The organism is Caproiciproducens sp. CPB-2 (assembly GCF_036287215.1).
Classification (GTDB): Bacteria; Bacillota; Clostridia; order Oscillospirales; family Acutalibacteraceae; genus Caproiciproducens.
Genome location: NZ_CP142860.1, coordinates 3,379,963 through 3,394,234, shown reverse-complemented (window position 1 = coordinate 3,394,234; position 14,272 = coordinate 3,379,963). Strand labels below are relative to the sequence as shown.

General features: G+C 59.0%; 14 protein-coding genes. 11 read left to right on the top strand and 3 right to left on the bottom strand.

What is annotated here, in order from left to right; genetic code table 11:
- The first annotated feature begins 8 nt into the window (after positions 1 to 8).
- The 10 genes from infB (at position 9) to VXK30_RS16820 (ending at position 12,613) form a co-directional block, all read left to right on the top strand.
- Positions 9 to 2,510, top strand: a complete 2,502-nt coding sequence (infB, locus tag VXK30_RS16865; protein WP_275714616.1) for a translation initiation factor IF-2 — start codon at positions 9 to 11, stop codon at positions 2,508 to 2,510.
- A gap of 30 nt (positions 2,511 to 2,540) precedes the next feature.
- Entirely contained in the window at positions 2,541 to 2,891 is a 351-nt protein-coding gene (rbfA, locus tag VXK30_RS16860) for a 30S ribosome-binding factor RbfA (RefSeq protein WP_275714614.1), read from the top strand.
- Positions 2,888 to 3,832 carry a DHH family phosphoesterase gene (locus VXK30_RS16855; protein ID WP_275714612.1) on the top strand — a complete coding sequence of 315 codons (945 nt, stop codon included), beginning with the start codon at positions 2,888 to 2,890 and terminating at the stop codon, positions 3,830 to 3,832. The genes rbfA and VXK30_RS16855 overlap by 4 nt, the downstream gene beginning before the upstream one ends.
- 27 nt (positions 3,833 to 3,859) lie before the next feature.
- Positions 3,860 to 4,774, top strand: a complete 915-nt coding sequence (truB, locus tag VXK30_RS16850; protein WP_275714610.1) for a tRNA pseudouridine(55) synthase TruB — start codon at positions 3,860 to 3,862, stop codon at positions 4,772 to 4,774.
- Positions 4,775 to 4,827: 53 nt separating this feature from the next.
- Complete coding sequence (gene ribF / locus VXK30_RS16845; RefSeq protein WP_275714608.1) at positions 4,828 to 5,769, top strand: riboflavin biosynthesis protein RibF; 942 nt, start codon at positions 4,828 to 4,830, stop codon at positions 5,767 to 5,769.
- Positions 5,770 to 5,909: 140 nt separating this feature from the next.
- Positions 5,910 to 6,173, top strand: a complete 264-nt coding sequence (gene rpsO, locus VXK30_RS16840) for a 30S ribosomal protein S15 (protein WP_275714606.1) — start codon at positions 5,910 to 5,912, stop codon at positions 6,171 to 6,173.
- Positions 6,174 to 6,347: 174 nt separating this feature from the next.
- On the top strand, positions 6,348 to 8,594 hold the full coding sequence (locus VXK30_RS16835) for a polyribonucleotide nucleotidyltransferase (protein WP_275714604.1): 2,247 nt from the start codon (positions 6,348 to 6,350) through the stop codon (positions 8,592 to 8,594).
- Between the two features lie 1,042 nt (positions 8,595 to 9,636).
- A complete protein-coding gene (gene proB / locus VXK30_RS16830) occupies positions 9,637 to 10,437 on the top strand; it encodes a glutamate 5-kinase (RefSeq protein WP_275714602.1) in 801 nt (266 codons plus the stop codon).
- A 19-nt stretch (positions 10,438 to 10,456) separates the two neighbouring features.
- Positions 10,457 to 11,701, top strand: a complete 1,245-nt coding sequence (locus VXK30_RS16825; protein WP_275714600.1) for a glutamate-5-semialdehyde dehydrogenase — start codon at positions 10,457 to 10,459, stop codon at positions 11,699 to 11,701.
- A gap of 18 nt (positions 11,702 to 11,719) precedes the next feature.
- Entirely contained in the window at positions 11,720 to 12,613 is an 894-nt protein-coding gene (locus tag VXK30_RS16820) for a hypothetical protein (protein ID WP_275714598.1), read from the top strand.
- 3 nt (positions 12,614 to 12,616) lie between these two features.
- On the opposite strand, the gene VXK30_RS16815 is transcribed toward VXK30_RS16820, so the two are convergent.
- From VXK30_RS16815 to VXK30_RS16805, 3 genes are read right to left on the bottom strand one after another with little or no spacing between them, the layout of a single operon-like run.
- Entirely contained in the window at positions 12,617 to 13,000 is a 384-nt protein-coding gene (locus VXK30_RS16815; protein ID WP_275714596.1) for a hypothetical protein, read from the bottom strand.
- Positions 13,001 to 13,010: 10 nt separating this feature from the next.
- Positions 13,011 to 13,376 carry a hypothetical protein gene (locus VXK30_RS16810; RefSeq protein WP_275714594.1) on the bottom strand — a complete coding sequence of 122 codons (366 nt, stop codon included), beginning with the start codon at positions 13,374 to 13,376 and terminating at the stop codon, positions 13,011 to 13,013.
- Positions 13,377 to 13,547, bottom strand: coding sequence for a hypothetical protein (locus tag VXK30_RS16805; RefSeq protein ID WP_275714592.1), 171 nt, complete (start codon positions 13,545 to 13,547; stop codon positions 13,377 to 13,379).
- An 82-nt stretch (positions 13,548 to 13,629) separates the two neighbouring features.
- Here VXK30_RS16805 and VXK30_RS16800 point away from each other — a divergent pair, with 82 nt between their 5' ends.
- Positions 13,630 to 14,094, top strand: a complete 465-nt coding sequence (locus VXK30_RS16800; protein ID WP_275714590.1) for a metallophosphoesterase family protein — start codon at positions 13,630 to 13,632, stop codon at positions 14,092 to 14,094.
- The last annotated feature ends 178 nt before the right edge of the window (positions 14,095 to 14,272 follow it).

Sequence of the window (14,272 nt, the reverse complement as noted above, 5' to 3'; positions counted from 1 at the left end):
TTTGATATATGATGATGAAATACAGGGTCCATGAGGTGGCAAAGGATTTGAACGTCCCGAATAAGGATGTCATTGATACTTTGGAGAAGTATACCGGCGAAACAAAAAAACATATGACGGCTCTCAACGAAAGCGAACTCGATCTCGTTTTTGAAACGTTTACACAGAAGAACAGCAGCGAAAGCCTTGACACGTATTTCGCTCAGGCGAACCGGAACGAGACCGTCGTGGAGCCGGAAAAGCCGGATGTCATCATCCAGCCGCAGAAGCCCGCGCCCCGTCCGCCCGTACAGCAGCAGGCCAGGGCTCCGCGTCCGGCGCAGGGAGCGCAGCAGCGGCCCGGAGCTCAGGCACGCCCCGCACAGAGTGCGCAGGGCTCTGTCCCGCCTACGCGCAAGGCCGTAAAGCCGGGCAAGATTACGCCGGTCGGACCCAAGGCCCCCCAGCAGCACAAGACCCCCGCGGCGCCCAGACCGCAGCAGAGCACCATGCAGAGAAGACCGCAGCCGTCCGGCGACTCCGGCAGCGCGATCAAACGCACCGAGGGCAGGATTGTCGATACGAGATCGTCCCATGTGGAGCTTGATAAATACAACGAAAAATACGACCGTCTCGCTTCCGAGAAAATCAACACGAACAATACCGTGCAGAAGCAGAAGCTGACCCAGCGCAGCTCCCAGTACCGCGGCAGGCCGAGGAATTCCCGCAAGGAGACCGAGGCCGAGCGTCTGCGCCGCATCGCGCTGGAGCGCAAGGCGAAACCGATCACCATCCAGATTCCGGAGGAGATTACGGTCGGCGAGCTGGCGCTCCGCCTGAAGGCCACCGCCGCCGAGGTCATCAAGAAGCTGATGGCTCTGGGCGTGTTTGCCGCCGTCAACGACACCGTCGACTTCGACACCGCTTCCCTCGCCGCCATGGAATTCCACGCGAAGGTGGAAAAGGAAGTCGTCGTCACCATTGAGGAACAGATCATCGACGACAGCGAGGACAAGGACGACAACCTCGTGCCGCGCGCGCCCGTTGTGGTCGTCATGGGCCACGTCGACCACGGCAAGACGTCCCTTCTGGACGCCATCCGCCACGCGAACGTCACCGCCTCCGAGGCCGGCGGCATTACCCAGCACATCGGCGCGTACCAGGTAAAGCTGGGCAAGCGCGACGTCACCTTCCTGGACACCCCGGGCCACGCAGCGTTTACCACCATGCGCGCCAGAGGCGCGCAGGTAACGGATATCGCCGTTCTGGTGGTCGCCGCGGACGACGGCATCATGCCGCAGACCGTGGAGGCGATCCATCACGCCAAGGCCGCGGAGGTTTCCATCATCGTCGCGATCAACAAAATGGATAAGCCGGGCGCAAACCCGCAGCATGTCATGGAACAGCTGACGGAGTACGACCTTGTTCCGGAGGAATGGGGCGGCGACACGCCGTGCATCCCGGTTTCCGCCGTGAAGAAGACCGGCATCAAGGACCTTCTGGAAATGATCATCCTGACGGCGGACATGAAGGAGCTGAAGGCCAACCCGGACCGCGCCGCAAAGGGCACCGTGATTGAGGCAAGGCTTGACAAGGGCCGCGGCCCGATTGCGACCATGCTGGTCCAGAACGGGACGCTCCGCACCGGCGATATCATTGTCGCCGGCACCACCGTGGGCCGCGTGCGCGCCATGACGAACGCGGACGGGCAGAAGATCGAGCAGGCGGGCCCGAGCGTCCCGGTGGAGATCACCGGCCTTGACGACGTGCCGACCGGCGGCGATATCTTCAACGCCGTGTCCGACGAGCGCCTCGCAAGGGAGCTGGTGGAGCAGCGCCGCACCGAGCTGAAGGAAGAGCGTTTCAACTCCCGCACCAAGGTCACCCTTGACAATCTGTTCGACCAGATGAAGCAGGGCGATATGAAGGAGCTGCAGATCATTGTAAAGGCCGATGTGCAGGGCTCCGTGGAAGCGGTCCGCCAGTCGCTGGAGAAGCTGGGCAACGAGGAAGTCCGCGTCAACGTCATTCACGGCGGCGTGGGCGCGATCAGCGAATCCGATGTCATGCTCGCTTCCGCTTCCAACGCCATTATCGTCGGCTTTAACGTGCGGCCCGACCCGGTCGCCGAGGAAAACGCCAAGCGCGACGGCGTGGATATGCGTTTGTACCGCATCATCTACGACTGTATCGACGAAATCGAGTCCGCCATGAAGGGCATGCTTGCGCCGAAATTCCGCGAACTGCCCCTGGGCAAGGCCGAGTGCCGCGAGGTCTATAAAATCACCAATGTGGGTACCGTTGCGGGCGCCCACGTTACGACGGGCAAAATCACCCGCGTCGCACAGATTCGCGTTGTGCGCGACGGGATTGTCATCACGGAGGATAAGATCGCTTCCCTGCGCCGTTTCAAGGACGACGTGAAAGAGGTCGCCGAGGGCTACGACTGCGGCATCGGTCTCGAGCGCTTCAACGACATCAAGGAAGGGGATATCCTGGAAGCCTTTGTGATGGAGGAATACAGGGACTGATCCCGAAAGGGTAAGATACGGAGGTAGAAAATGGCCAGCCACAGAATGGGACGGACGACCGAGGATATCAAAAGGGAGCTGACGGCAATCTTCCGCGAGCTGAAAGACCCGCGGGTACAGGGGCTGATCAGTATTGTCCGGGTGGACGTCACAAGCGATTTATCTTACTGCACGGTTTTTGTCAGCGCAATGGAGGGGATGGAGCGGGCGAAGCAGGCCGTTACCGGCCTGAAATCGGCGTCCGGCTTTATCCGTCACGAGCTTGGCGCGCGGCTTCAGCTCAGGCATGTGCCGGAGCTTACCTTCAAAGCGACCGACTCCATCGAATACAGCGCGAATATTTCGCGGATGCTCAACGATTTAAGAGGTGATAAAAAATGATAACCCGAAGCGAGGCGGCCGATTTTCTGCGGGAAGCCGACCATATCCTGATTTTAAGCCACCAGTATCCGGACGGCGACACCCTGGGCTCCGCCACGGCGCTTTGCCGGGGCCTGCAGAAAATGGGCAGGCATGCCATGATCCGCTGCTCCGATGAGATCGTGCCGAAATACCGGTACCTTTTCAGCGGCGTGAAAGAGGAGACGTTCTCCCCCGAAACGGTCGTCGCGGTGGACATTGCCGACCTGCAGCTGATCGGCGAACCGAACCAGAGCCTTTACGGGGACAGGGTTGACCTCTGCATCGACCATCACCCCTCCAATTCCGATTACGCGAAACGCACCTGTCTGGACGCGAAAGCGGCCGCCACCTGCGAGATTATTTTCGACCTGCTCAATCTGCTGGGCGTCGAAATGGATTCCGTGATCGCGGATTGCCTTTATACGGGCATTACGACGGACACCGGCTGCTTCAAATACATCAACGTGACCCCGGCCACCTACCGTATTGCCGCGGACCTTGTTGAAAAAGGCGCCGACGGGCACCGGATCAACCGTGCGATGTTCGACACGAAAAGCCGCGCGCGCATCGATATGGAGCGCTGCGTCATGGATACCATCCGCTATTTTTACGACAACCGCGTCGCGGTCATTAAAATTACCAATGAGATGATCGCAAGCACCGGCGCGACAGAGGGCGACATCGAGGGACTGGCCTCCATTCCCCGCGCGATCGAGGGCGTGGTCATCGGCGTGACCATCCGCGAAAAGGCGGACGGCGGGTACAAAATTTCTCTGCGGGCACAGCCGCCGCAGAACGCTTCCGAAATCTGCGCCGTTTTCGGCGGCGGCGGACACGCGGGAGCGGCGGGATGTACCTTTAACACCACCCTGGAGGAAGCCGAGGCGCAGATTCTTGCGGAGATCGGCAGGCATCTTTAAAATACGGCAGGCGACGGGAGGGAAGCCATGAACGGGGTCATCGTGATAGACAAGCCGCAGGACTTCACCTCGTTTGACGTGGTGGCGGTGATGCGCCGCCTTTGCGGACAGAAGAAAATCGGCCACACCGGCACCCTTGACCCGATGGCCACCGGGGTTCTGCCCCTGCTTTTGGGAAAGGCGACGCGGGCGGCTTCGCTTCTGGACGACACGGACAAGGAATACCGTGCCGGTTTTCAGCTTGGGTACCGCACCGACACACAGGACATTACCGGCAGAAAGCTGCAGGAATGCGGCGAAAGGATCCAAAAGGCCCAAATAGAAGCCGTGCTGCCTTATTTCCGCGGAAATATCTGGCAGATTCCGCCGATGTACTCTGCGGTGCAGAAGAACGGACAGCGGCTTTACACCCTTGCGCGGCAGGGGATAGAGGTGGAGCGCGACAAGCGCCCGGTTACGATTTATGAGCTGATTCTGAATGAATTTGACGAAAACACCCGGAGCGGCGCGCTGACCGTGCGCTGTTCCGCGGGAACCTATATACGGACTCTCTGCGCGGACATCGGCGAAAGGCTGGGGACGTTCGGCGTGATGTCCTCGCTGAGAAGGACGCGGGCCGCCGGATTTTCGCTGAAGGACGCGGTTTCGCTGGACGAGGCGAAGCGGCTTTCCGAACAGGGAACGCTGGGGCGGAAGGTCCGGCCGACCGAAAGCCTGTTTCTCAGCCGCCCCGCGCTGCGGGTGACGGGCGCGCAGGCGCGGCGGTTCTGCAACGGCGGCGCGCTCAGTCTGGAACGCCTTCCGGGCTTGCCGGGGGACAGAACGGACGGCGCCTTTCTGCGCGTGCTCTCCCCCGAAGGAAGCTTTTTAGGGCTGGGGGCTGTCGACAGGGAAAAAGCGGAGCTTTCCGTGCTGCGGCTTTTCTATGAGGAAGGGAACTGATTTTGGCAAAAGGGACCGCGGATTTTGCAAGTCTTGATACTGGAGAAGAATGCATGATGAACGTTTACTACGATTTGACGCCCGCCTCTGGCGATTCCGCCGTCGCGCTGGGCAGCTTTGACGGTTTGCATATCGGCCACAGAAAGGTGATTTCCACGGCGGTGGAGGCGAAGAAGAAGGGCCTTGTCCCAACGGTGCTCACCTTCGCGCACAATCCGCTCACCGATCTGGGCGGAAGCGCGGGCGGGGAGATCATTACGCAGGAGCAGAAAATCCGCCTGCTGGAAGAATTCGGTGTGGAACAGCTGTACATCCTGGATTTTTCGGCGGTAAAGGATTTGTCCGCGGAGGAATTCGTCGGCCAGATTCTGCAAAAGGTCTGCCGCGCGAAAAAAGTCTGCTGCGGGTTCAACTTCACGTTCGGGCGCGGCGGAAAAGGGGACAGCAGGCTGCTTTCCCGCCTCTGCGGGGAACGCGGAATGGAAACCGCCGTGACCCACGCCGTCCTGCTGGACGGCGAACCGGTCAGTTCCACACGCATCCGCTCCATGATCGCGAACGGCGACGTGGACGAGGCGGCAAGGCTGCTGGGACGGCCCTACGGGTACATCCTGCCGGTCCTGCACGGGCGTCGGCTCGGGCGGGAGCTGGGCACCCCCACGCTGAACCAGGCGGTGCCGAAGGATTTTGTCCTTCCGCGTTTCGGCGTTTATATTTCCAGAGTGTTTTTCGGCGGGGAGCGGTACTGCGGCGTTACCAATGTGGGAATCAAGCCGACGGTGGGGTCGCCCGCCGTGCTGGCGGAAACCTGGCTGACCGATTACCACGGGCCCGACATCTACGGCGAGACCGTGCGGGTGGACCTGATCCGGTTCCTCCGCCCGGAGCGCAAATTTGCCGGATTGGACGAGCTGAAAGCGGAAATACTGAAAAATGGGGAGCAGGCCAGGGAATATTTTCGGAAAAACGGCGGTTTTTCCTCTGACGCATCATAAAATGATTTACAAACCAAAATCGGCATGCTATAATAATACAGCATTATGCCCCTTTCCCGGATTCAGGAGTAAGCCCCTTCGGGGAATTCACCGGCCTTTTTCTGTGACTGAGGGTTAATTGATGAAAGGGTGGAAACACTATGTTAAAAGAAGAAAAAACAGCAATTATTAAAGAGTATGCCACGCATGAGGGCGACACGGGTTCCGCGGAGGTTCAGATCGCGGTTCTCACCAAGAGAATCAACGACCTGACCGAGCATCTGAAGACCCATCAGAAGGATCACCACTCACGCCGCGGCCTGCTGAAAATGGTTGGCTCAAGAAGAAACCTGCTCAACTATTTGCAGAAAGTTGATATTGAGCGCTATCGTGCGATTATTGCCAAGCTCGGTATCCGCAAGTAATTACAGTTTGTTTGGGCAGGCGGTGCAAACCGCCTGCCTTTAGGCTTTTTGTGAACAACCGTAAATTTTATGGGAAGACGCGGGACTTAGCAGTGAAACGAACAGCCGGGGTCCGGATGCTGGTTTTATTGCTAAACCTGTTGCCTCCCGTATCAAATAAAATGGAGGAACAATATGTTTGAAAATTTTAAGGTTTACGAGACTGACTTTGCCGGACGCCCGCTGGTGATCGAGACCGGAAAAATGGGGCAGCTTGCGAACGGCGAGTGCCTGGTCCGCTACGGCGAGACCGTCATCCACGTTGCGGCGACCGCGTCCCCCAAGCCCCGCGAGGGCGTGGATTTCTTTCCGCTTTCCGTTGATTTTGAGGAAAAGCTCTATTCCGTCGGCCGGATCCCGGGCTCCTACATTAAGCGCGAGGGCCGCCCGAGCGACAAGGCGATTCTGACCTCCCGCGTGATCGACCGCCCGATCCGCCCGCTGTTCCCGAAGGATATGCGCAACGATGTTTCCGTCGTCGCTACGGTGATGTCGGTCGACCACGACTGCGCGCCGGAAATCGCCGCCATGGTGGGTACCTCCATCGCGCTCAGCATTTCCGATATCCCGTGGAAGGGCCCGATCTCCGGTGTTTCCGTCGGCTATGTGGACGGGCAGTACGTGATCAACCCGACCTCGGAGCAGCGCAAGGTTTCCAAAATGGCCGTCACCGTCGCCTCCACCGATTCCCGCATCGCCATGATCGAGGCGGGCGCGGACATCGTCAGCGACGAAGTGATGTACAACGGCATTATGGCCGGGCACGAGGCCAACCAGAAGATCATTACGTTTATCAAGGGCATTCAGGCCGAAATCGGCAAAGAGAAATTTTCCTATCCCAGCAACGAGCCGGATGAGGAAATGCTCAGCGCCGTCAAAGCGTTTGCGATGGAAGAGGTCAAAATTGCGCTGGACACCGACGACAAGACCGTGCGCGACGCAAGGCTGAAGCCGGTTTATGAAAAGGTACATGAGAAATTCGACGAGATTTACCCCGATCAGGCGGCCAAGATCGACGAGTGCATGTACAAAACGCAGAAATATATTGTCCGCCGCTGGCTGCTCGACGAGAAAAAGCGTGTGGACGGCAGAGGAATGGACGACATGCGCCCGCTCGCCGCAGAGGTTGACCTTCTGCCGCGCGTACACGGGTCCGGCATGTTTACCAGAGGGCAGACGCAGGTTCTGACCGTCGTCACCCTCGGCCCCGTCAGCGACAGCCAGATGCTGGACGGCATTGACGAGGAAACAAGCAAACGCTATATCCACCAGTATAATTTCCCGTCCTACTCCGTAGGCGAGACAAAACCGAGCCGCGGCCCGGGCCGCCGCGAAATCGGCCACGGCGCGCTTGCCGAAAGGGCGCTGGTCCCGGTCATCCCGTCCGTTGAAGAGTTCCCGTACGCCTACCGCCTTGTTTCCGAGGTGCTGTCCTCCAACGGCTCCACCTCCCAGGCTTCCATCTGCGGCTCCACGCTGGCCCTGATGGCCGCCGGCGTGCCGATCAAGGCGCCCGTCGCCGGTATTTCCTGCGGGCTGATTACCGAGGGCGACCGCTGGATGACCATGGTCGACATTCAGGGGCTTGAGGACTTCTTCGGCGACATGGACTTTAAGGTTGCCGGTACGCACGAAGGCATTACCGCCATTCAGATGGATCTGAAGATCGACGGCCTTACCCCCGAAATGGTCAGGGAAGCGCTGGAGAAAACCCACCACGCAAGGGACTATATCCTTGACGAGGTCATTCTCAAGGCGATTCCGGAGCCGCGCAAGGAGCTTTCCAAGTACGCCCCCAAAATGCTGTCCACCCTGATTCCGGTTGAAAAGATCCGCGAAGTGATTGGCACCGGCGGCAAGGTGATCCAGAAAATCTGCGCCGAGTGCGACGTGAAGGTCGATGTGGAAGAGGACGGACACGTGTTCGTTTCCGGTATCGACGCCGAAAACTGCCAGCGCGCAATGACCATTATCGATACGATCGTGAACGACCCCGAGCCGGGCGCGATTTACAACGGCAAGGTGACCCGTCTGATGGACTTCGGCGCGTTTGTGGAAATTGCGCCCGGCAAAGAGGGCCTTGTGCATATTTCCCGTCTGGACGTCAAGCGCACCGAGAAGGTGACCGACGTCGTCAATGTCGGCGACGAAATCATGGTCAAGGTGCTGGAAATAGACGACAAGGGCAGGCTGAACCTTTCCCGCCGCGACGCTCTGATCGAGGTGGAGGGCCTTACCCCGGAAAATGAGATTTCCGATTCTCCCCGCCGTCCCGCGCCGCGCCGCGACGACCGCCGCCGCGATGACCGCCGTGACGACCGTCCCCGCGCAAGCAACGGCTTTATCGCAAACACCAACAAGCCGCGCGAACCGAAGGACTAAGCGGAATCAACTTCATTTTATAAAGAGAACTCCCGGAGAACAATTCCGGGAGTTTTTTATTTGCAGGCCAAAAATTTTCCCGCCTGGTTCCGGGGGGAGGGACGGCCTCCGCCCGGCCAAGCATATGTTAAACTCCTCCACCAAGTGGCGGCCCCTTCAAAAAATGGGGGCCGGGTTACTTTCTTTTCTACTTGAACTTATATCTGACTCCCCCAGCCGCTTCGCGGCAGCCCCCTCGGGGAGGGGGCCGAATCCCCCGCCTCCCTCTGTGAGGGAGGTGGCGCGCCCGGCGCGACGAAGGGAGTTTCGGAGCATCAGACTTCGATTGAACGTAAACTGATTGGAAGCATCGCCGTAGGCGCCTGCCGACCGCATGGTCCCGTAGGCGAGTGCCGACCGCATGGTCCCGTAGGCGAGTGCCGACCGCATGGTCCCGTAGGCGAGTGCCGACCGCATGGTCCCGCAGGCGAGTGCCGACCGCATGGTCCAGGCGCTTTCCCGACCGGCAGGTCCGGCGCGCCGGAAGGAGTAAGTTGTTTTTAAGAATTTAACACAAAAAGAACCGGTGGAAAAAGCCAAAAAGGGGGACTCTCGCCGCCGGCCTTCCTGCGGCAAGGCACAAAAAAACGCCGTACACGGATATTCTTATCCATATACAACGTCGTCAGGTGCCCGCGGATACAAAATCCCCTCTGTACAAAACGGTAAAGAGGCGGTATAATAATATCCGCAGCGTGCCGATTTTTCGGTTGTGTATGGAGCGTGCTCTCCGTATGCAGGGGGGCGGGGTGGTGAGACACCCCGTTCCTGCGCTGCACTTTTATTTGTGCCTTACAAAACCGATTATAGCGCGTTTTTTCTAATTGTGCAATAGATAATGGAAAATTAGGGAAAAATATGGGGATTGATGGGCGCGCGCCGCTTCTGCCCGAAAAAAACCCCGGATTTTTGCGGAATTTACCGTTCGTTCAAAAGATATTCCTTCAAAACCCCGGCGGATTATGATATAATTTAGGGTATAAAAATTTTAGGAGAATGGAACATGTCGGCTGTAACACAGGCAAAAAGAATCGTCGTTAAGGTGGGTACCTCCACCCTTACTTACGAAAACGGGAAACTGAACCTGCGCAGGATGGAAACGCTGTGTAAGGTGCTGACCGACCTTCAGAACGCGGGCAGGGAAATCGTCCTTGTCACCTCCGGGGCAATCGGCGTCGGCGTCGGAAAGCTCGGGCTGCCGGAACGACCGCAGGAAACGGAGAAAAAACAGGCGATCGCCGCGGTGGGCCAGTGTGAGCTGATGTTCATGTACGACAAGCTGTTCGGCGAGTACAACCAGACGGTCGCTCAGGTGCTTTTGACCGGGGACGTGGTCGCGAACGAGCACAACAAACGGAACACCCAGAACACCTTTACCGAACTGATCAAAATGGGCATTATCCCGGTCGTCAACGAAAACGACTCCGTCGCCATCGACGAGCTGGTCGGCAACAATTTCGGCGACAACGACACGCTTTCCGCAACGGTCGCCGTGCTGACGGACGCGGACCTGCTGGTCATCCTGACGGATATCGACGGCCTGTACGACGCGAACCCCCGCGTGGACCCCGAAGCAAAGCGCATCCCCTATGTGGCGCAGGTCACGGACGGGATCCGCGCGCTGGCGGGCGGGACCGGCTCCAACCGCGGGACGGGCGGAATGAGCACCAAGGTGAGCGCGGCAGCGATCGCGAACGAGGCGGGCATCCCCTGCTGCGTGATGAGCGGCGCGGACCCGAAAGCACTGTACCAGCTTTTCGACGGTGTACAAATAGGGACACTTTTCGGCACGGGAAAGCGGTAAGATAAGAAGGGGTGATACCATGACCGTGATAGAACAAATGGGAAAAAACGCGAAGGAAGCCGCCCGCGTCCTTGCCTCGGCGGGAGCGAAGAAAAACGCCGCGCTTTCCGCGATGGCGGCGGCGATTGAAAACGGGGAAAAGGAAATCCTTTCCGCCAACGGACTGGATTTAAAAGCCGCCCGGGAAAGCGGCATGAGCGAATCCCTGCTGGACCGGCTGACGCTGAACCCCGTTAGAATCAAAGGGATGGCGGAGGGAATCCGCGGCGTTGCGGCGCAGACCGACCCGATCGGGACGGTTGTGGGCGGCGGCGTGCGGCCCAACGGCCTGAAAATCGAGCAGGTGCGCGTACCGCTCGGCGTCATCGGCATTATTTACGAGGCAAGGCCCAATGTCACGGCGGACGCCGCGGCGCTCTGCCTGAAGGCGGGGAACGCGGTCATCCTGCGCGGCGGCAAGGAGGCCATCCGCTCCAACACCTGCATTGCCGAAATCATGCGCGCCGCAACGGAGGAAGCCGGGCTGCCGAAAAACAGCATCCAGCTGGTACAGGACACCAGCCGCGCCTCCTCTGTGGAAATGATGCGGCTTACCGGAGCGATCGACGTGCTGATCCCGCGCGGGGGCCGGGGGCTGATTCAGTCCGTGGTCCAGAATTCCCGCGTGCCAGTGATCGAGACCGGCTCGGGCAACTGCCACGTCTATGTGGACGACTCCGCCGACATTGATATGGCGGCGAATATTATTGATAACGCGAAGACCTCGCGCCCGTCCGTCTGCAACGCGATCGAAACCGTGCTTGTCCACCGGGATATCGCCGAAAAGGCGCTGCCGGTCATCAAGGCGCGGCTCGACGAGAAGAACGTGGAAATCCGCGGCTGCGAACGGACGAGGGAAATCCTCGGCCCCGGCGTGATTCCCGCGGTGGAAGAGGACTGGGCGACCGAATATCTGGATTATATCCTCGCGGTCAAGGTGGTAGGCGGCATCGACGAGGCGATCGAGCATATCGCGCGGTACTCCAGCGGCCACAGCGAGGCGATCGTAACAAAAAGCTATGAAAACGCGCAGAAATTCACGGAGCAGGTGGATTCCGCGGCGGTGTACGTCAACGCTTCCACCCGTTTTACCGACGGGGGCGAATTCGGGCTGGGCGCGGAAATCGGCATTTCCACGCAGAAGCTGCACGCGCGCGGGCCGATGGGCGCAAATGAACTGACGTCTACGAAGTTTATTATCAGCGGCAGCGGCCAAATAAGATAGAAAACGGAGTATTTTCAGATGAGTAAAAGACAGAGAAGGAAGATAGAGGGGTTCTCGGCCGACTATCGCGGCGTGTACGGCGACAAGCCGGCGGAACAGCCGGAGACCGCGGAGCCGCCGCAGGATATTGAAATCGACGATTTCCTGCCGGAGGAGCAGCAGGACGAAGGCGAGGAGCTTTTAACAAAATGGGACGACGGGCTGGAGCCGGAGCCGGAAGAACCGGAGGTGCCGGAAAGACCCGCCAGGACGGTACGGCGCAGGCGGCACCGCTACGGAGTGGCGGTCGGCGCGCTGGTGCTGATCCTCGCGCTGGTCGGCGTCGGGTTCATTGCCGCCGCCATCGGGAAAAGCATCTATTTCGCGGCGACCGACGACAGCAAGCTGCGCGCCTACGATTCCTTCCTCACCACCGTCGTGATGCAGGACCCGAAGCCCTTTGCGTCCCCCGACAAGGCCGACGAGGAGTTTGTCCTGAACGCTTCCCTGTGGAAAACCATCACGGAAAACAACGGGACCAATTACAACAGCTACGACGACGCGGGCAGAATCCTGGTCCCGCTCGGCGACGTGGTGGATTCCTGCCGCGCGCTGTTCGGCCCGGACTGTCAGCTTCAGCCGAAAACGCCCGCCCAGGAAACCTTCTTTGAATACAATTCGGAGGAAAACCAGTTCCACGTGGCGCTGTACTCTTCGGACAGCAGCTTTCTGCCCTATACGGAGAGCGCAAAAAAACAGGGCGACAGCACCGTTCTGCATGTCGGCTACGTTTCGCCCAGCGATACGTGGCGCACGCAGACGACCAGCACCGTCGCCGCTCCTACCCCCACCAAATATATGGATTATGTACTGAAAACCGACCCCTCTACCGGTCAGGAATATGTTTACGCCATACAGGCCCCGGAGGGCTGACGGTCACAGAACCAGATACATCAGCGCGAAAATCAGCCCGATGTCCGCCTTTTCCTCCGTCAGCAGGAGAATCAGCACCAGAATCAGCGTGCGTTCGCTGTCGCTCATCAGGCTGTCGAAAATATCCTTGACGGGGGTAAGCGGGCCGAAGGACGGTTCGTGCCCATGCTGCTGCCCGGCTGCCGGCGCGGAAACATGCTGCGGGGCCGGAGCGCTGTGCTGCTGCGGCGGTGCCGGGGAAGGCTGCGCCGCGGGTGCGGCCGGCGGACCGGGCGCGCTTTGGTTCAGCGGCGGGGCGGGTACCCGGGCCCTCGCCTGCATTTCCCGCGCCCTGCGGATCGCGTCCTGCTGCAGGCGCTGAAAATCATAAGTATAATTGTCAGCCATGATTTACACCTCAGAATATTCCGCTGCTTTTGAAAAGAGGAAGGAGCCGCATCAACTGCAAAAGCTTGATGGCTTCATCAAGCTTTTTTTGACGCTCCTCGCTGAGAAGGGGCCGCAGGGCGTGCAGAAACCTTGTGCTGTCGTCTTCCTGCCGGAAGCTGGAAAGCAGCGGCGCGATTTTCGTCATCATTTGCAGAGCCTCGGCATCGATCCCGAGCGGAGGACCGCCGTCGGGCGGCTCCGGTGGGGGAGCGTCGCCGCCTGCCGCCGGCTCCGCCGCCGCGCCGCCCAACAGGCCGCTGGCAAGCCCTTTGAGCTTATCCATGGCGCCCGGACTCTTTAACAGCTCACTGAGCATAGCGGCAAGATCGTCCATTTATTTTCCTCCCGAAAATTTCTTTAAAAGTTCCTGAGCCTGTGGTGTGCTGAGTATTTTTTCCGTAGCGGTTTTGTCGGCAAGCACATCCTGCAGCTTCTTGCGGTCCGTCGGACTAAGCTGGTTGATCAGGCTTTCCAACAGCTGTTTTTGTGAATCATTGTTTGGCATACAATCACCCCGCTATCATTGTATGATGCGGGACTTTCATATATGACGGCGGAAAGCCGCCGCCATTCGGAGGTTTTTTTAAATGCGGATTTTAGTGGTTTCAGACACGCACAGGGATGCTTACGCCCTGCGCGAGGCAATTTTAAGACAGCCCGCCGCCGAGGTGGTCATCCACCTGGGGGACGGGGCGGAGGAAGCGCAGGAAATCCAGAGCAGCTTCCCCGAAAAAATGTTTCTTCTGGTGCGCGGGAACTGCGACTGGGGTTCCACGCTGCCGGTGGACGGGGACATCACCCTTTCTGGCAAGCACATTTTCTATACTCATGGTTATACATATAATGTTAAATACGGATTGTATACGTCGGTTGAGGCGGCGCGCGGCCGCAAGGCGGACATCCTTTTGTTCGGCCATACCCATTACGCGATGACGGATTACGAGGACGGGCTGTATATCATGAATCCCGGCAGCCTGAACGGGAGCCGGGGCACTTACGGAATCCTCGATATTACGGAGAATGGCGTTGTCACAAATATCGTGAAAATCTGATTGACACTTTTCGGAACAAATGGTAATCTTAATGAGAATTATGAAATGCTGAAAGCCCTGTTTCGGCCTGCCGGGAGTAACTCCCTTTGGCGCGCCGCCTCCCTCACGGAAGGCGGCGGGGGATCAGCCGCTTCCCCGAGGGGGCTGCCGCAAAGGCAAGCGGTGGAGTTTCTATATT